We start from the raw sequence: 17,500 nt of genomic DNA, 5'->3' as shown, positions 1-17,500 counted from the left end.
GTGCCGTGTGGAAAAAAGAAAGGAAAAAAGAACTCGGTCCCCCCCCCCCCCCCCAACGCACCAAACCCAAACAGAAAAACAAAACACCCCCCCCCCCCCCCCCCCCCCCCCCCCCCGCCTTCGCTGTCAGCCGCGCACCCTTAGGCGGGCACGCTCGCGATGCCCGGGGCCAGGAACTTCTTGCCCCGCACCCGCTCGGAGACGCCCGCACGGTCCAGGTACGGCGTGATGCCGCCCAGGTGGAAGGGCCAGCCGGCGCCGGTGATCAGGCACAGGTCGATGTCCTGCGCCTCGGCGACCACGCCCTCGTCCAGCATCAGGCCGATCTCCTGCGCGACGGCGTCCAGGACGCGGTCGCGGACCTGGTCCTCCGTCAGCACCGAGTCGCCCTGCTTGAGCAGCGCGGCGACCTCGGGGTCCAGCTCCGGCTTGCCGGAGTCGTAGACGTAGAAGCCGCGCTTGCCGGCCTCGACGACGGCCTTGAGGTTCGGGGAGACCGTGAAGCGGTCCGGGAAGGCGCGGTTGAGCGTCTCGGAGACGTGCAGACCGATCGCCGGGCCGACCAGCTCCAGCAGCACCAGCGGCGACATCGGCAGACCGAGCGGCTCGATGGCCTTCTCGGCGACCTCGACCGGGGTGCCCTCGTCGATGACGTTCTGGATCTCGCCCATGAAGCGGGTCAGGATGCGGTTGACGACGAACGCCGGGGCGTCCTTCACCAGGACCGCGGTCTTCTTCAGCTTCTTGGCGACACCGAAGGCCGTGGCCAGCGAGGCGTCATCGGTCTTCTCACCGCGGACGATCTCCAGCAGCGGCAGGATCGCGACCGGGTTGAAGAAGTGGAAGCCGACGACCCGCTCGGGGTGCTTCAGCTTCGACGCCATCTCGGTGACCGACAGCGAGGAGGTGTTGGTGGCGAGGATCGCGTGCGCCGGGGCGACGGCCTCCACCTCCGCGAACACCGTCTGCTTGACGCCGATCTCCTCGAAGACCGCCTCGATGATGAAGTCGGCGTCGGAGAAGCCCTCGGCCTTGTCGAGGACACCGGAGACCAGGGCCTTGAGGCGGTTGGCCTTGTCCTGGTTGATCCGGCCCTTGCCGAGCAGCTTGTCGATCTCGGCGTGGACATAGCCCACACCCTTGTCGACGCGCTCCTGGTCGATGTCGGTCAGCACGACCGGCACCTCCAGGCGGCGCAGGAACAGCAGGGCCAGCTGCGAGGCCATCAGACCGGCGCCGACCACACCGACCTTGCTGACCGGGCGCGCCAGGTTCTTGTCCGGCGCACCGGCGGGGCGCTTGGCGCGCTTCTGCACCAGGTTGAACGAGTAGATCCCGGCGCGGAGTTCGCCGCCCATGATCAGGTCCGCCAGGGCCTGGTCCTCGGCGTCGAAACCGGCCTGGAGGTCGCCGTCCTTGGCGGCCGCGATGATGTCCAGCGCGCGGTAGGCGGCCGGGGCGGCGCCGTGCACCTTGCCGTCGGCGATGAACTTGCCCTTGGCGACGGCCTGGTCCCAGGCCTCGCCGCGGTCGACCTCGGGGCGCTCGACCGTCACGTCGCCCTTGAGGACGTTCGCGGTCCAGATCAGCGACTGCTCCAGGAAGTCCGCGCCCTCGAAGATCGCGTCCGCGATGCCGAGGTCGAAGACCTGCTGGCCCTTGAGCTGCTTGTTCTGGTTGAGCGAGTTCTCGATGATGACCGAGACGGCCTTGTCCGCGCCGATGAGGTTCGGCAGCAGCGCACAGCCGCCCCAGCCGGGGACGAGACCGAGGAAGACCTCGGGCAGCGAGAAGGCCGGGAGGGCCTTGGAGACGGTGCGGTAGGAGCAGTGCAGACCGACCTCGACGCCACCGCCCATCGCGGCACCGTTGTAGTAGGCGAAGGTCGGTACGGCGAGCTTCGCGAGCCGCTTGAAGACCTCGTGGCCGCCCTTGCCGATGGCCAGCGCGTCCTCGTGCTTCTTCAGCAGCTCGACGCCCTTGAGGTCGGCGCCGACGGCGAAGATGAACGGCTTGCCGGTGAGGCCGACGCCGACGATGTCGCCGTCCGCGGCCTCCTTCTCGACCTGGTCGAGCGCGGCGTTGAGGTTCGCCAGCGAGCCCGGGCCGAAGGTGGTCGGCTTGGTGTGGTCGAAGCCGTTGTCGAGCGTGATCAGCGCGAACTTGCCCGCGCCGTACGGCAGGTCGAGGTGGCGGACGTGCGCCGACGTGACGACCTCGTCGGGGAACAGCTCGGCCGCGCCCTTCAGGAGTTCGGCGGTGGTGGTGGTGCTCACTTGTCGCCTCCGGCGTCCTTGTGGTTCGGGTTCTCCCAGATGACCGTCGCGCCCATGCCGAAGCCGACGCACATGGTCGTCAGGCCGTAGCGGACCTCCGGCTGCTCCTCGAACTGCCGGGCCAGCTGCGTCATCAGCCGCACACCGGAGGAGGCCAGCGGGTGGCCGAAGGCGATGGCGCCGCCGTACTGGTTGACGCGCGCGTCGTCGTCGGCGATGCCGTAGTGGTCGAGGAAGGCGAGCACCTGCACGGCGAACGCCTCGTTGATCTCGAAGAGGTTGATGTCCTCGATGCCCAGGCCCGCCTTGGCGAGCGCCTTCTCGGTGGCCGGGATCGGGCCGTAGCCCATGACCTCGGGCTCGACACCGGCGAAGGCGTAGGAGACCAGGCGCATCTTGACCGGGAGGTCGTGCTCCCGGGCGAAGTCCTCGGAGGCGATGACCGAGGCGGTGGCGCCGTCGTTGAGACCGGCGGCGTTACCGGCGGTGACGCGGCCGTGCGTACGGAACGGCGTCTTCAGGCCGGCGAGGTTCTCCAGGGTCGTCCCCGGACGCATCGGCTCGTCGGCGGTGACCAGGCCCCAGCCCGTCTCGCCGACCTCCGCGTTGGTGTTGCGCACCGAGATGGGCACCAGATCCTGCTGGATCTTGCCGTTCGCGTACGCCTTCGCCGCCTTCTCCTGCGAGCGCACGGCGTACTCGTCGGCGCGCTGCTTGGTGATGTGCGGGTAGCGGTCGTGGAGGTTCTCCGCCGTCATGCCCATGAACAGGGCGGACTGGTCGACCAGCTTCTCGCTCACGAACCGCGGGTTCGGGTCGACGCCCTCACCCATGGGGTGGCGGCCCATGTGCTCGACACCGCCGGCGATGACGGCGTCGTACGCGCCGAAGGCGATGGAGCCGGCGGTCGCCGTGACGGCGGTCAGCGCACCGGCGCACATGCGGTCGATGGAGTAGCCGGGCACGGACTGCGGGAGGCCCGCCAGGATGCCGGCCGTGCGGCCGATGGTCAGGCCCTGGTCACCGATCTGGGTGGTCGCGGCGATGGCGACCTCGTCGATCTTCGCGGGGTCCAGTGCCGGGTTGCGGCGCAGCAGCTCCCGGATGGCCTTCACGACGAGATCGTCGGCGCGGGTCTCGTGGTAGATGCCCTTCGGGCCCGCCTTGCCGAACGGGGTGCGGACGCCGTCGACGAAGACGACGTCCCTAGCGGTACGAGGCACGTTGGCTCTCCTCCAGGTGCGGGATGGCACTGCTGCTGCGGGGCGCCCCGCGGGGCGCTTCCCACCGACATGCTACTTACGGGTAACCAAGCTGCACACCCCCACCGCCCGGAGCGTTGAAGGTCACACCCGGCGGACGCCCCGGCTGCCGCGCGGTCGCGCCGCAACCGGCGGAAACCAGTGATCGAAAAGGGCTGAATACCGCCGGGTCTTGGAGCAATTCATCCCATCACACACCTAAAGTGCCCATATGGATACGAATAGGAGTGGTGTCGTGGTCCGGCGCGGGCGTCCGGCGGGGCCGCGCACGATCGGACTGGTCTGTGCCGTCGCCGCCGCGGGCGCGCTGCTGTCGGGCTGCGGCAGCGGCAACGACACGGCAAGCCCGCAGAAGAGCGCGGCCCCCTCGCGGGCGGTGCCCGCCACCGCCGCCTCGCCGAGCGGTTCGCTCAGCGCGGACCAGGCCCAGCGCAAGGCCCTGGTTCCCCAGGCCAAGGTGGACTACGGGCAGGCGCTGAAGGCCGCGATCGCGGCCGTCCCGTCCTCGGAGGCGATCGCCGCGGAGCTCAAGGGGACGCCCGCCAGCCCCTATTGGGACACCGTGGTGGCGACGACCGACGGGACGGCGTACGCGGTGCGCGTCGACGCGGTCTCCGGCAAGGCCCAGAAGCCGCAACCCCAGTCGGACGACCCCGACGACAAACAGGAGCTGGCCGCCCGGCTGGACAAGGCCACCGTCACGGCCCAGCAGGCCGCGGAGACGGCCACCGAGAAGACGAAGGGCACCGTCACCACCATCGAGCTCGGCGACGCCGACCACGGCAACGACACCGTGGCGTGGACGGTGGGCGTGGTGACCACCGATGACTGGAACGAGACCACGTACGAGATCGACGCGACCAACCGCAAGGTCCTGTGGATGCACGTCGATCAGGACTGAGCGACCGTTCTCACCTGCCCCGGGCCGGAGTGCTTCGCCGCCCGGGGCAGCCGCGTCAGCCGGCGTCCGTCAGCAGCGCCTCGGTCAGGATCGGCGCGACCTGTTCGATCTGCCAGGGGCGGGCGCCGTGGCCGGACAGCACCTCGGCGACCGTTTCCCGGGTCGGCTCGGCCGGCGGCTCCCAGCACAGCCGGCGCACCGTGTCCGGAGTGATCAGATTCTCCTGCGGGAGATTCAGGTTCTCGGCGAGCGCGGTGACCGCCGCACGGGCGGCCGACAGCCGGGCCGCGGCGGCCGGGTCCTTGTCGGCCCAGGCGCGGGGCGGCGGCGGGCCGTTGAGCGGCTGGCCGGGCTGCGGCAGCTCGCTCTCGGGCAGCGCCCGGGCGCGGTCCACGGCGGCCTGCCACTGCTCCAGCTGCCGGCGGCCCATCCGGTGCCCGAAGCCGGGCAGCCCCGCCAGCGCGTGACTGTTCGGCGGCAGGCTCAGCGCCGCCTCCACGATCGCGGCGTCCCCGAGCACCTTCCCGGGCGAGACATCGCGTCGCTGGGCGACCTGGTCACGGGCCGTCCACAGCTCCCGTACGACCGCCATCTGGCGGCGCCGGCGGACCTTGTGCATGCCGGACGTGCGGCGCCAGGGGTCCTTGCGGGGCGGCGGCGGGGGAGCGGCGGCGATCGCCGCGAACTCCTGCCGGGCCCACTCCAGCTTCCCCTGCTGCGTCAGCTCCTCCTCCAGCGCGTCCCGCAGATCCACCAGCAGCTCGACATCGAGCGCGGCGTAACGCAGCCAGGGCTCGGGCAGCGGGCGGGTGGACCAGTCGACGGCGGAGTGGCCCTTCTCCAGGGCGAAGCCGAGGACGTTCTCGACCATGGCGCCCAGGCCGACCCGGGCGAAGCCGGCCAGCCGTCCGGCCAGCTCGGTGTCGAACAGCCGGGTGGGGACCATCCCTATGTCACGCAGACACGGCAGGTCCTGGGTGGCGGCGTGCAGCACCCACTCGGCGTCGCCGATCGCCTCCCCCAGTGCCGACAGGTCGGGGCAGCCGACCGGGTCGACCAGCACACTGCCGGCGCCCTCGCGGCGCAGCTGTACGAGGTAGGCGCGCTGGCCGTAGCGGTAGCCCGAGGCCCGCTCGGCGTCGACGGCCACCGGGCCCGTACCGGCCGCGAAGGCGGCCACGACCTCGGCGAGTGCCTCGTCCGTGGCGGTCACCGGGGGGATGCCCTCGCGGGGCTCCAGGAGAGGGACCGGCGCCGGTCGGAGGTCCGGAGGCGAGTCTCCGGTTGCTCGCAGTGTCGTGTCTGCTGCGGTCTTTTGGGCGTCGGTCACCAGTCAAGGGTATCTGTGTATGCACGTCGCCCGTCGAGGGAACGTTCCCTCGACGGGCGAGCCGGTCATGTGGACGGTCAGTGAATGATGCCGGTGCGCAAGGCGACGGCCACCATTCCGGCCCGGTCGCCGGTGCCGAGCTTGCGGGCAATACGGGCGAGATGGCTCTTGACGGTCAGCGCCGACAGTCCCATCGAGACGCCGATGGCCTTGTTGGACTGGCCCTCCGCCACCAGCCGCAACACCTCGACCTCGCGCCCCGACAGCTCCCGGTAGCCGCCCGGGTGGCCGGGGGCGCCCGGGGGGCGGCGCTGCATGCGGGCCGCGTTGGCGCCGATGGGCGAGGTGCCGGGGCGGCCGGGAAGGCCCAGGTTGGTGCGGGTGCCGGTGACGACATAGCCCTTGACGCCGCCGGCCAGGGCGTTGCGTACGGCGCCGATGTCGTCGGCCGCGGACAGCGCGAGGCCGTTGGGCCACCCCGCCGCCCGGGTCTCGGACAGCAGCGTCAGGCCGGAGCCGTCGGGAAGGTGGACGTCGGCAACGCAGATGTCGCGCGGATTGCCGACGCGGGGACGGGCCTCCGCGATCGACGACGCCTCGATCACGTCGCGCACTCCGAGGGCCCACAGGTGGCGGGTGACGGTGGAGCGCACGCGAGGGTCGGCCACGACGACCATGGCCGTCGGCTTGTTCGGGCGGTAGGCGACCAGGCTCGAAGGTTGCTCGAGAAGAACAGACACCGGGCCTCCTGGGGGGAGTGGCGGGGGACGGACGCCGACTTGGGGGAGCCGGAATGATCCGTGTTTGAAGGGTCACTGACCTCTTCGGCAGCAATCCGGCGGGACTTTAGACTTTGATCACGATTTAGTTAGGGGCAATTCGGGCAAATCGGATGCATGATCGATCAGGGTGAGTACCCGGTGCGCACCGAGATGATCAAAGCCGTACGCGATCCCGCCCGGACCGCGTCACCGGACCTCGTCAGGGGAGGCAGGGGCGGGCGGGCCACGGAACGAGCACCGGGCCGGCGGTGTGCGAACACCGCGGCCCGGTCCCGGGGAGCGCCGAATTCAGCGGGGCTGGGCGCCGCGGCGCTGCGGCAGCGGGACGATCCCGCCGCGCGTCGTCATGTCGAGCGGGGCCGGCGGCAGGCCCGCGACCTGGCACAGCAGATCGCACCACGCCGACAGGTGCGCCGCCAGGTCCGGCACCCCGCCGGGTCCCTCGGCCGGCGTCCAGGACGCCCGGATCTCGATCTGGGTCGCCGGCTCACGCGCCGCGAGCCCGCCGAAGTAGTGCGAGCCGGCCCGGGTGACCGTCCCGCTCGGTGCGCCGTAGTGCACCCCGCGCGCGTCCAGCGCCCCCGTGAGCCACGACCAGGACACCTCCGGCAGCAGCGGATCGGCACCCATCTCCGGCTCCAGTTCCGCCCGTGCCAGCGTCACCACCCGGAACGTGCCGTGCCAGGCCTCGTCCCCGGCCGGGTTGTGCAGCACCACCAGCCGGCCGTCCGCCAGATCCCGGTCCTCGCCGTCCGGACCCGCGCCGCGCTCGACGACCGCCGCCTCCAGCGCGTACGCGAACGGGGCGAGCCGTTTCGGCGCGGGTGTCGGATCGATCTCGATCTCCGGCCGCAGTCGTGCCGCGCGGAGCGCCTCGACCGCCTGACGGAAGGGGATCGGGGCCTCGTCCGCGCTGTCCGCGAGGTGTTCGTGAGCCGCAGCCATGCCCGGAAGATTAGGCGGAACCGGGCCCGCATACGGGGAGGACACCCGGTGCGCGCGTCGCCCATTCGGAGGCGCCCTCGGGCGCATGCGGAGATATCGGCCACCTGCCCCGATCAGCGGGCGGGCCGTCGTGCGAAGATTTGGGGCGTGAGCGCCAACCTCAGCCCCGCGGGCCAGCAGCAGACCGGTACCCAAGACTCGGCCTTCCTCAAGGCATGCCGGCGGGAGCCGGTGCCGCACACCCCGGTGTGGTTCATGCGCCAGGCGGGGCGCTCACTCCCGGAATACCGCAAGGTCCGAGAGGGCATCGCGATGCTCGACTCGTGCATGCGGCCCGAGCTGGTCACCGAGATCACACTGCAGCCCGTGCGCCGCCACAACGTCGACGCCGCCATCTACTTCAGCGACATCGTCGTCCCCCTCAAGGCCATCGGCATCGACCTCGACATCAAGCCCGGCGTCGGCCCGGTCGTCGAGAACCCGATCCGCACCCGCGCCGATCTGGAGCAGCTGCGCCCGCTGGAGTCCGGCGACGTCCCGTACGTCACCGAGGCCATCGGCATGCTCGTCCGCGAGCTGGGCGGCACCCCGCTGATCGGCTTCGCCGGTGCGCCCTTCACGCTCGCCAGCTACCTCGTCGAGGGCGGCCCGTCGCGCAACCACGAGCGCACCAAGGCCCTCATGTACGGCGACCCGCAGCTGTGGGCCGACCTCCTGGACCGGCTCGCCGACATCACCGCCACCTTCCTCAAGGTCCAGATCGCGGCCGGGGCGAGCGCGGTGCAGCTCTTCGACTCCTGGGTCGGCGCGCTCTCGCCGGCCGACTACCGCCGCTCCGTGATGCCGGCCTCCGCCAAGGTCTTCCGGGCCGTCGAGGGCCTGGGCGTGCCGCGGATCCACTTCGGTGTCGGCACCGGTGAACTTCTCGGCCTGCTGGGCGAGGCGGGCGCGGATGTCGTCGGCGTCGACTGGCGGGTCCCGCTGGACGAGGCGGCCCGCCGGGTCGGCCCCGGCAAGGCGCTCCAGGGCAACATCGACCCCGCCGTGCTCTTCGCGCCCCGCGAGGCCGTCGAGACCAAGGCCCGTGAGGTCCTCGACGCGGCCGCCGGCCTGGAGGGTCACATCTTCAACCTCGGCCACGGCGTCCTGCCGACCACCGACCCGGACGCGCTGACCCGCCTGGTCGAGTACGTCCACACGCAGACGGCACGCTGAGCGGAACCACTCCCGCCCCCGGGGCGTCGTCGTGATCATGTATGCCTCCGCCGACGCCCCGATAGCCGACCTCGCCGCCGCCTGGCAGCTGGTCGACCACCGCTCCACGGCCGGGACGGCCGATCCGGTCGTCCTCGACTGTGCCCGCCGGCTCGCCGCCGACCCCGGGGGCGAGCGCGCCGCCGAGTGGGTCTACGGGCTGCTCTCGATGAGCCGCTACCTCGCCACGAAGGCGGATGACGCGACGGCCGGGCAGGTCGCGGAGGTGCTGCGCACGGCGGCCCGCGCCCTGGAAGGCCCGCCCTGCGACCACCGCACACACCCCTACGAAAGCGCCCTGGAGCAGATCGAGTTCGATGAACTCTGGCTGACCGGCAGCGCTCCGGACGTGGTGCTCCTCGGCAACGGCACGCCGACCGAGGCGGACCCGGCGTGGCAGGAGCCGGGCACGAAGGAGGAGTACCGCTGCCCGCACGCTGTCGCGGTGTTCGCGCGGATCGCCGCCGAGATCATCGCCCCCGGCACGCCGCAGGGCATTCCCGAGCGCGTTCCGCACCAGTACGAGGACAGCATCGAGGACCTCGCGTCGGTCCTGCACGGCTATCCGCGCGGCGGCGTCGAGCCCGCGTACGAGATCACCGCCGGGACCGGTCTCCCCGCGCACCCCACCACGGGAGCCCTCGCCGGGCACCTCGTCCTGCTCCGCGCCGGATGCTGGGAAGCTGCTTCCGGGATGATCAGGCCGCGCTGGGTGCTCGACGACATGATCAAGACGCTGGAAGACGCCCTGCGGGTGCTGGAGGGCGCGACCTGCTCCCATGGGGACGGCGCCCACCCCGAGCTCTCGGGCGACCCGGACACCGACGCCGGCACCGGCTACCACCTCCTCACCCCGGGCGGCCGCGCCCGGCTCCAGCGGAGCTACGAGGACGGCTTCGCGGACGCGTCACCCGCCGCCTGGACCTGCCGTGCCCATCTGCGGTCGCTCGCCCACGACACCCTCGACCCGCTCATCACGGCCCGCGACCGGTTCTTCGGCGAGCGCCGGACGGAGTACCTGGACGCGGAGTGCCTGCGCCCTGACGGGACCTGGGACGCGGCGCGGCTGGCGGGAGTGCTGCGCGGCGCCGCCGGGGGCGAGGAACGGACCGAGGACCTCGGGCTGTGGGCCGCCCGCCGCTTCGTGGGCGGTCCCGGCACCGCCCACGAACGGCTGATGCTGTTCCTGACCGTGTGTCAGAGCCTGGACCTCGCCTATCCGGACCCGCCGCCGTCCGTCTACCGCGAGCTGCGCCCCGTTCTGGAGAGCGCCGTCGCAACAGCGGTACCGGAGACGTGCCCGCACGGGGACGCACACCCGGGAGCGGGGTCCGCTCTGCCCGGCGAGGCCGGTGAGCACCTCGCCCACCTCTGTGCCCCGGAGAGCTTCCCGGCCCCGGAGGGCGCGCGGGAGCCGGACGCCTGGGCCTGCCCCCGGAACCTCGCGCCGCTCGCCGAGGAGTGGCTGGAGTGGTGCGACACCTGGGACGAGGCCGCGGAGGACGGGTACGGCGAGGACGACGACTGAGCCGGGGCGGTCCGGTGAACCGGGGCGGTCCGGCGTCGTACCGCGGCGTCAGGCCCCGGCGGCCCGTACGGCCCCGGCCGCCTTGCGGGCCGCCACCAGGACGGGGTCCCAGACCGGGGAGAACGGCGGGGCATAGCCGAGGTCGAGGGCGGTCATCCGCTCCACCGTCATACCGGCCGTGAGCGCGACCGCCGCGATGTCCACCCGCTTGCCGGCGCCCTCGCGGCCGACGATCTGCACCCCCAGCAACCGGCCCGTACGGCGCTCGGCGAGCATCTTGACCTGCATCGGGCGGGCGCCGGGGTAGTAGCCCGCGCGGCTGGTGGCCTCGACGGTCGCCGTGACGAAGCGCAGTCCGGCGGCCAGCGCCTCACGCTCCAGCAGCCCCGTCCGGGCGATCTCCAGATCGCAGACCTTGCTGACGGCCGTGCCGACGACACCGGGGAAGGTGGCATAGCCGCCGCCCACATTGGCGCCGATGACCTGGCCGTGCTTGTTGGCGTGGGTGCCCAGCGCGATATGGCGGGTGCGCCCGGAGATCAGGTCCAGCACCTCCACACAGTCGCCGCCGGCCCAGATGTGGTCCTGGCCGCGGACCCGCATCGCGAGATCGGTGAGCAGCCCGCCTGACTCGCCCAGCGGCAGCCCGGCCGCGGCGGCGAGCGTGGTCTCGGGGCGGACCCCCAGGCCCAGCACGACCACATCCGCCGGGTACTCGCCGTCCTCGGTGGTGACCGCGCGGGCCCGCCCGTCCTCATCCGTCAGCACACCGGTGACGGTCGTCCCGCACACCGTCTCGATGCCCATCCCGCACATCGCCTCATGGACGAGCGCGCCCATGTCCGGGTCCAGGGTGGACATCGGCTGGGCGCTCTGCTCCAGGACGGTGACCGCGTAGCCGCGACGGATCAGCGCCTCGGCCATCTCCACGCCGATGTAGCCCGCGCCCACGACGACCGCCCGCCGGCCGGACGACGCGTCGAGGGTGTCCAGCAGGGCCTGGCCGTCGTCGAGGGTCTGCACGCCGTGCACCCCCGGTGCGTCGATCCCCGGCAGGCCGGGGCGGCGCGGCCGCGCGCCGGTCGCCAGCACCAGCTTGTCGAAGCCGGTCCATGACTCCCGGCCGCCGTTGTCCAGCTCCCGGGTGCGCACCCGGCCGCGGTCCAGGTCGAGTTCGGTGACCTCGGTACGCATCCGCAGATCGATGTCCCGGGCGCGGTGCTCCTCGGCCGTACGGGCGATCAGCGCGTCCGGGCCGTCGACGTCGCCGCCCACCCAGTACGGGATGCCACAGGCGGAGTACGAGGTGAAGTGGCCCCGCTCGAAGGCAGTGATCGCCAGCTCGCCGGGCTTCCGCAGCCGGCGTGCCTGCGATGCCGCGGCCATCCCCGCCGCATCGCCCCCGACGACCACCAGCCGCTCCGTCGCCATGCCGTGTACCCCTTCGCCGAGTGGGTGCTTTGTGGTGTGGGTGCCGCGTCGTGTGGGTGCCGCGCCTTGTGGGTGCCGTGCCGTGTGGGGGCGTCGGCGACTCCGTGTCCTGGAGGCGCGGCCGCCCGGGTTCGCTACGTTACGGCCCGCAGGGTGTCCGCGGGGGCCGGCCGGGACCGTACCGCGCGGCGGACCGGCCGTCCGGCCCGCCGCGGCGGGGACTCAGCGCTCCAGGACCAGTGCGAGCCCCTGGCCCACGCCGATGCACAGTGCGGCGAGCCCGGTGCCCGAGCCCAGGGCGGCGAGTTGGTGGGCCACCGAGCCCGCGAGACGGGCACCGGACGCGCCCAGCGGGTGGCCGATGGCGATGGCGCCGCCGCGCGGGTTCACCACCGCGGGGTCCAGCTCCGGCCACTGCCCGATACAGCCCAACGCCTGGGCCGCGAAGGCCTCGTTGAGCTCGAAGGTGGTCACCTCGTCGAAGCCGCGCCCGGACCGCTCCAGCGCGCGCCGCACCGCCTCCACCGGGCCCAGGCCGAACAGCTGCGGCTCGACGCCGGTCACCGCGCTCGCGCGGATACGGGCCAGCGGCTCCCGCCCGGTGGCCCGCAGCCCCTCCTCGTCGACCAGCAGCAGCGCGGCCGCACCGTCGTTGAGCGGCGAGGAGTTCCCGGCGGTGACCGTGCCGCCGGCCGGGCGGAACACCGGCTTCAGCTTGGACAGCGAGGTCAGGGAGGACGCCTCCCGGATCGCCTCGTCGCGCACCAGGTCCACGTCCGGCAGCGGTACGACCTCGGCGTCATAGGCGCCCTCCTGCCAGGCACGCACCGCCTTCTGGTGGCTGGCCAGCGCGAACACGTCCTGCTGCTCGCGGGTGATGCCGTGCTGGTCGGCGATCAGCTCGGCACCCTCGCCCAGCGCGACCGTCCACTCCGGCTGCATCCGCGGATTGACCATCCGCCAGCCCAGCGTCGAGGAGAACATCTCCTGATGGCCCGCCGGATAGGCGCGTTCGGGCTTGCGCAGCACATACGGCGCCCGGCTCATCGACTCCACCCCGCCCGCCACCGCGATATGCGCGTCGCCGTGCGCGATGGCGCGGGCCGCCTGGATGACCGCCTCCAGGCCCGACCCGCACAGCCGGTTCACGGTCACGCCGGGGACGGTCACCGGCAGCCCGGCCAGCAGCACCGCCATCCGCGCCACATTGCGGTTGTCCTCGCCCGCGCCGTTCGCGTCACCGAAGCAGACGTCGTCGATCCGGGCCGGGTCGAGGTCCGGAGTGCGGTCCACCAGGGCCTTGAGCACATGGGCGGCGAGGTCGTCGGGACGTACCCCGGCCAGCGCGCCGCCGTACTTGCCGACGGGGGTCCGTACGGCATCGACGATGTAGACATCCCGTACGCGTGGGTCGGTCATCAGGCACTGTCCTCGCTGTCCCGGCTCGGCATCGGTGCGGCGGTACGAAGATCGACGCCCGCCGACCACGAGTCTTTGCCCGTCGCCGCCCGCTGTCAACGGGGCTCCCGGTCACCTTCCGCAGCCGTCCCGGACGCTCCGGGCGGCCCGGCGGCCCCCGGGCGCGGTCGCTGCCCCGTCCGCCGGCTGCGGGGTGTACCCGCCCGCACCGCTTCCCGCATGACGCCCCCTCGAAGTGGCCTGCCGTGGTGGGCCCTTCGGCGGACCGTGGCCCACCGGGGTCGCCGTCCGCGGACCGCGATCCGGTCACGGTGGTGTCAGTGGGCTCTGAGAGAGTGGAGGCATGAGCGCAGCGCACACCCGTACGGGCCGCGAGCCCGGTCATGCCGTCGTCATCGGTGGAGGCATCTCCGGGCTGGCGGCCGCGCACCGCCTCCTCGAAGGCGGCGCCCGGGTGACCGTCCTGGAGGCATCCGGCCGGCTCGGCGGGAAGCTGCGCGCCGGGGCGGTCGCGGGCGTCCCGGTCGATCTCGGTGCCGAATCGATGCTGGCCAGGCGCCCGGAGGCGGTGGACCTCGCGCGCCAGGTCGGGCTCGGCGACCGGCTTCAGCCGCCCGCCACGGCCAGCGCGTCGCTGTGGACCCGCGGTGCGCTGCGCCCGATGCCCAAGGGGCATGTCATGGGGGTTCCCGGGGATCTGGGGCTGCTCGCCGCCTCCGGGGTGATCTCGCCGGAGGGGATGGCGCGGATCGCCGAGGACGAGACGCTGGCGCGGACCGAGGCCGGGGAAGACGTCGCGGTCGGCGCGTATGTCGCCGCCCGGCTCGGCCGGGAGGTCGTCGACCGGCTCGTCGAACCGCTGCTCGGCGGCGTCTACGCGGGCGACGCCTACCGCATCTCGATGCGCGCCGCCGTCCCGCAGCTCTTCGAGGCCGCCCGTTCGCAGCGCTCCCTGCTCGAAGGCGTACGAGCCCTCCAGGCGCGCGCCGCCGCCACCGCACCTCCGGGCGGGCCGGACCGGACGCCTCCGGTCTTCATGGGCATCGACGGCGGGATCGGGACGCTGCCGTCCGCCGTCGCCGAGGCCGTGCGCCGGGCCGGCGGCGAGATCCACCTCGGGACGCCCGTCCAGGCCCTCCACCGGTCCGCGGGGGAGGGCTGGCGGATCCGCGCCGGCGACCGGACCATCGAGGCCGACGCGGTCGTGCTGGCCACGCCCGCGGGCGCCGCGGCCGGCCTGCTGCGCACCGAGTGCCCCGAGGCGGCCGCCGCACTGGACACCGTCGACTACGCCTCGATGGCGCTGGTCACCATGGCCTTCCGCCGCGCCGACCTGGACCGGGTGCCCGGCGGCAGCGGCTTCCTCGTACCGCCCGTCGACGGCCACCGCATCAAGGCCTCGACCTTCGCCAGCCACAAATGGGGCTGGATCGGCGCCGCCGACCCCGACCTCTTCGTGCTGCGCACCTCCCTCGGCAGGTACCAGGACACCGCCGACCTCCAGCGCGACGACTCCGAACTGGTCGGCCTCTCGCTCGCCGACCTCGGCGCGGCGGTCGGCCTGACCGCCCGCCCGGTGGCGAGCACGGTCACCCGCTGGGAAGGCGGACTGCCGCAGTACGCCGTCGGCCATCTGGAGCGGGTCGCCGGGATCCGCGCGGCGGTCGCCCGGATGCCGGGTGCGCTGCGGGTGTGCGGCGCGGTCTACGACGGCGTCGGCATCCCGGCCTGCATCGGCTCGGCGCGCCGCGCCGCGGACGAGCTCCTCGGCACCCTGACGCCGGACGCCGTCCCCGCCGAGTGAGAATGGACCACATGACAGACGCTTCCACTCCCGCTTCCGCGCCGCAGACCCCCGCGGCGCCCGAGAAGGTGCCGCACGCCGGCAAGAAGGCCAAGGACCTCAACGAGGTCATCCGCTACACCCTCTGGTCCGTGTTCAAGCTGCGCGATGTCCTCCCGGAGGACCGCAGCGGCTACGCCGACGAGGTCGAGGAGCTGTTCGCGCAGCTCGCGGCCAAGGACGTGGTGGTCCGCGGCACCTACGACGTGTCCGGTCTGCGGGCCGACGCGGACCTGATGATCTGGTGGCACTCGGAGAGCTCGGACGCCCTCCAGGAGGCGTACAACCTCTTCCGCCGGACCCGTCTGGGCCGTGCGCTGGAGCCGGTGTGGTCGAACATGGCGCTGCACCGCCCCGCCGAGTTCAACAAGTCGCACATCCCGGCCTTCCTGGCCGACGAGCAGCCGCGCGCCTATGTGAGCGTCTACCCCTTCGTGCGCTCCTACGAGTGGTACCTCCTCCCCGACGAGGACCGCCGCCGGATGCTGGCCGACCACGGCAAGATGGCCCGCGGCTTCCCGGACGTGCGCGCCAACACCGTGCCGTCCTTCTCGCTCGGCGACTACGAGTGGGTGCTGGCCTTCGAGGCCGATGAGCTCTACCGCATCGTCGACCTCATGCGCCATCTGCGCGGCTCCGAGGCGCGGATGCACGTCCGCGAGGAGATCCCGTTCTACACGGGGCGGCGCAAGCCGGTCGCCGAGCTGGTCGCGGGTCTGGCCTAACCGGACGCGCGCGTCCGGGCGGGTTCCCGGACACCACACCGCGGGCCGCCCCCTCAGGGACGGCCCGCGGCGCAAAGGGGTCGGCTACTTCCCGGGCAGGGCGTGCTGGGCCCGGGTCGCCTGCTGGCCCGGCAGCGGCTCCGCGCGCGGTGCGCAGTAGACCTTGTGCGCCGGGATCTTCCCGTGCAGCAGATACGCCTCGGCGTACCTGGTCACACAGGCGTTGTCGTTGAACGCGACGCCATGGGTGCCCGCGCCGTTCTCGGTGACCAGCGAGGAGCCGGGCAGCCGGCGCTGGAGCTCCAGTGCCCCCCGGTACGGCGTCGCCGCGTCCCGCTCGGCCGCCAGCAGCAGCACCGGCGGCAGCGCACCGGGCTCCGTACGGACATCGAGCGGACCCCGCCGCCCATGGAGCGCGTCGTCGATCCGGGTCCGGGCCATATGCCCGGCGGCAGCGGCCAGGTCACGCCCGGCGGCGGGGTGGTCAGCGCGGCGCACCGCGTCGTCGAGCTCGGCGGCGGCCGACATCGGCCGGTCGGGCCAGTAGGCGCACGGCAGATTCATCCAGGCGTTGTCCCAGGTCTCGAACGGGGCGATCCGGGCGATCTCCGTGTTGTCCCGGTTCCAGGTCCGCCAGTCGTGCGGCCAGGGCGCGTCATTGCACTCCACGGCCGTGTAGACGGCGTTGCTGTTCTCGTCGGCGGCGGCGCCGGTGTCCCGAGGCAGGGCCTGGGCGATCAGCGGCTTGGGGTTGCCGTGCAGGTACCCCGCGAGCGCCTCGGCGCGCATCGGCCAGAAGGCGTCGTTGTAGCCGGTCTTCAGGAACGCCGACTGGAGCTGGCCGGCACCGATCTTCCCGTTGAGCGGTGCGCGGCGCAGCTTGCCCGCGGCCTTGTTGTAGGCCTGCTGCACCGCCTTCTTCGTCGTACCGAGGCGGTAGTGCGCATGGTGCCGGGCGACCCAGCCCAGCCAGTCGCCCCAGCGGCGCTCGAAGGCGACGTCCTGGTCGAGGTTGTTCTGGTACCAGATCTTCCGGGGCGCGGGGTTGACCACACTGTCGAAGATCATCCGCCGTACGTGCCCGGAGAACAGCGTCGCGTAGAGCGCACCGAAGTACGTCCCGTACGAGGCGCCCATGAACGTCAGCTTCTTCTCACCGAGCGCGGCCCGCAGCATGTCCAGGTCGCGGGCGTTGTTGACGGAGTTGTAGTACGGCAGGTCCGCGCCGGCCCGGCGGACACAGCCGCGGGCGTACTCCCTGGCCTCCGCCCGCTTCTGCCGCTTGAAGGCGGCATCGGGGTTCATCCGGCTGTCGGTGGGCGCCTTGGCGAACTCCTTGGGGTTCTGGCACGACAGCGGCGCCGAGCGGCCCACACCCCGTGGCGAGTAGCCCACGAAGTCATAGGCGCGGGCCACCCTGCGCCACTTGGGGAGCCCCCCGTAGAGCGGGAACTCCATGCTGGACGCGCCGGGGCCGCCGGGGTTGAAGACCAGGGCACCCTGCCGTTCGCCGCGCGCCGTGGCACGGATCCGGCTGACGGTGAGGTGGATCTTCTTGCCGTCGGGGCGCGCGTAGTCGAGAGGAACGGTGAGTCTGCCGCATTCGACGGTCGACGGCAGATGCTCCACCGCGGCGCAGCGGCCGAATTCGATGCGGTGCGGAACGGGTGCGGGTGGCGCGGCGGCGGCCCCCGTGGCGCCGCCTGCCGGGGCAGTGGCGAGGGCGGTCACCAGCAGCGACCCGATGGTGCCGTACAACGCAAGTGCTCTCACTGGCCGTCCCTTCGTGTGTGCATACAAAAGG

General features: G+C 72.6%; 13 protein-coding genes. 5 read left to right on the top strand and 8 right to left on the bottom strand.

Translation table 11 applies throughout. The features are described 5' to 3' along the window. Nucleotides 1-140: 140 nt before the first annotated feature. Together ACZ4XD_RS08315 and ACZ4XD_RS08310 are read right to left on the bottom strand one after the other, a co-directional pair. Nucleotides 141-2,276: a 3-hydroxyacyl-CoA dehydrogenase NAD-binding domain-containing protein gene (locus tag ACZ4XD_RS08315; RefSeq protein WP_468039426.1), complete on the bottom strand. Its 2,136-nt coding sequence runs from the start codon at nt 2,274-2,276 to the stop codon at nt 141-143. Continuing rightward, on the bottom strand, nt 2,273-3,499 hold the full coding sequence (locus ACZ4XD_RS08310) for a thiolase family protein (RefSeq protein ID WP_468039423.1): 1,227 nt from the start codon (nt 3,497-3,499) through the stop codon (nt 2,273-2,275). The genes ACZ4XD_RS08315 and ACZ4XD_RS08310 overlap by 4 nt, the downstream gene beginning before the upstream one ends. 250 nt (nt 3,500-3,749) lie before the next feature. Here ACZ4XD_RS08310 and ACZ4XD_RS08305 point away from each other — a divergent pair, with 250 nt between their 5' ends. Further along, nucleotides 3,750-4,439 carry a PepSY domain-containing protein gene (locus ACZ4XD_RS08305; protein ID WP_468039421.1) on the top strand — a complete coding sequence of 230 codons (690 nt, stop codon included), beginning with the start codon at nt 3,750-3,752 and terminating at the stop codon, nt 4,437-4,439. A gap of 55 nt (nt 4,440-4,494) precedes the next feature. On the opposite strand, the gene ACZ4XD_RS08300 is transcribed toward ACZ4XD_RS08305, so the two are convergent. The 3 genes from ACZ4XD_RS08300 to ACZ4XD_RS08290 form a co-directional block, all read right to left on the bottom strand. Continuing rightward, nucleotides 4,495-5,769, bottom strand: coding sequence for an HRDC domain-containing protein (locus tag ACZ4XD_RS08300; protein WP_468039419.1), 1,275 nt, complete (start codon nt 5,767-5,769; stop codon nt 4,495-4,497). 77 nt (nt 5,770-5,846) lie between these two features. Beyond that, nucleotides 5,847-6,509 carry a response regulator transcription factor gene (locus ACZ4XD_RS08295; protein WP_018536954.1) on the bottom strand — a complete coding sequence of 221 codons (663 nt, stop codon included), beginning with the start codon at nt 6,507-6,509 and terminating at the stop codon, nt 5,847-5,849. Nucleotides 6,510-6,839: 330 nt separating this feature from the next. Further along, entirely contained in the window at nt 6,840-7,496 is a 657-nt protein-coding gene (locus tag ACZ4XD_RS08290; RefSeq protein WP_468039416.1) for a DUF3000 domain-containing protein, read from the bottom strand. 147 nt (nt 7,497-7,643) lie between these two features. Here ACZ4XD_RS08290 and hemE point away from each other — a divergent pair, with 147 nt between their 5' ends. Together hemE and ACZ4XD_RS08280 are read left to right on the top strand one after the other, a co-directional pair. Then, nucleotides 7,644-8,711, top strand: coding sequence for a uroporphyrinogen decarboxylase (gene hemE, locus ACZ4XD_RS08285; protein ID WP_042159583.1), 1,068 nt, complete (start codon nt 7,644-7,646; stop codon nt 8,709-8,711). Between the two features lie 31 nt (nt 8,712-8,742). Further along, nucleotides 8,743-10,278, top strand: coding sequence for a hypothetical protein (locus tag ACZ4XD_RS08280; protein ID WP_468039413.1), 1,536 nt, complete (start codon nt 8,743-8,745; stop codon nt 10,276-10,278). A gap of 48 nt (nt 10,279-10,326) precedes the next feature. Here ACZ4XD_RS08280 and ACZ4XD_RS08275 read toward each other — a convergent pair whose 3' ends face one another. Then, complete coding sequence (locus ACZ4XD_RS08275; protein WP_468039411.1) at nt 10,327-11,709, bottom strand: FAD-dependent oxidoreductase; 1,383 nt, start codon at nt 11,707-11,709, stop codon at nt 10,327-10,329. Between the two features lie 222 nt (nt 11,710-11,931). Then, on the bottom strand, nt 11,932-13,128 hold the full coding sequence (locus tag ACZ4XD_RS08270) for a thiolase family protein (RefSeq protein WP_042159579.1): 1,197 nt from the start codon (nt 13,126-13,128) through the stop codon (nt 11,932-11,934). 343 nt (nt 13,129-13,471) lie between these two features. On the opposite strand from ACZ4XD_RS08270, the gene hemG reads away from it, so the two are divergent. Continuing rightward, nucleotides 13,472-14,932, top strand: coding sequence for a protoporphyrinogen oxidase (gene hemG, locus ACZ4XD_RS08265; protein WP_468039407.1), 1,461 nt, complete (start codon nt 13,472-13,474; stop codon nt 14,930-14,932). 2 nt (nt 14,933-14,934) lie between these two features. Continuing rightward, a complete protein-coding gene (hemQ, locus tag ACZ4XD_RS08260) occupies nt 14,935-15,696 on the top strand; it encodes a hydrogen peroxide-dependent heme synthase (protein WP_370682770.1) in 762 nt (253 codons plus the stop codon). Nucleotides 15,697-15,780: 84 nt separating this feature from the next. On the opposite strand, the gene ACZ4XD_RS08255 is transcribed toward hemQ, so the two are convergent. After that, complete coding sequence (locus ACZ4XD_RS08255; protein ID WP_468039404.1) at nt 15,781-17,469, bottom strand: alpha/beta hydrolase; 1,689 nt, start codon at nt 17,467-17,469, stop codon at nt 15,781-15,783. Nucleotides 17,470-17,500 lie beyond the last annotated feature (31 nt).

The organism is Streptomyces sp. NPDC029466 (assembly GCF_055574515.1).
The sequence above is the reverse complement of the archived record's forward strand: the minus strand, read 5'-3'. Positions and strand labels throughout refer to the sequence as shown.

Bases quoted from the DNA above. Each gene is read 5' to 3' on its own strand.
- ACZ4XD_RS08305 (WP_468039421.1), top strand. From the start codon at position 3,750: ATGGATACGAATAGGAGTGGTGTCGTGGTCCGGCGCGGGCGTCCGGCG.
- ACZ4XD_RS08290 (WP_468039416.1), bottom strand. From the start codon at position 7,496: ATGGCTGCGGCTCACGAACACCTCGCGGACAGCGCGGACGAGGCCCCG.
- ACZ4XD_RS08275 (WP_468039411.1), bottom strand. From the start codon at position 11,709: ATGGCGACGGAGCGGCTGGTGGTCGTCGGGGGCGATGCGGCGGGGATG.
- ACZ4XD_RS08270 (WP_042159579.1), bottom strand. From the start codon at position 13,128: ATGACCGACCCACGCGTACGGGATGTCTACATCGTCGATGCCGTACGG.
- hemG (WP_468039407.1), top strand. From the start codon at position 13,472: ATGAGCGCAGCGCACACCCGTACGGGCCGCGAGCCCGGTCATGCCGTC.
- hemQ (WP_370682770.1), top strand. From the start codon at position 14,935: ATGGACCACATGACAGACGCTTCCACTCCCGCTTCCGCGCCGCAGACC.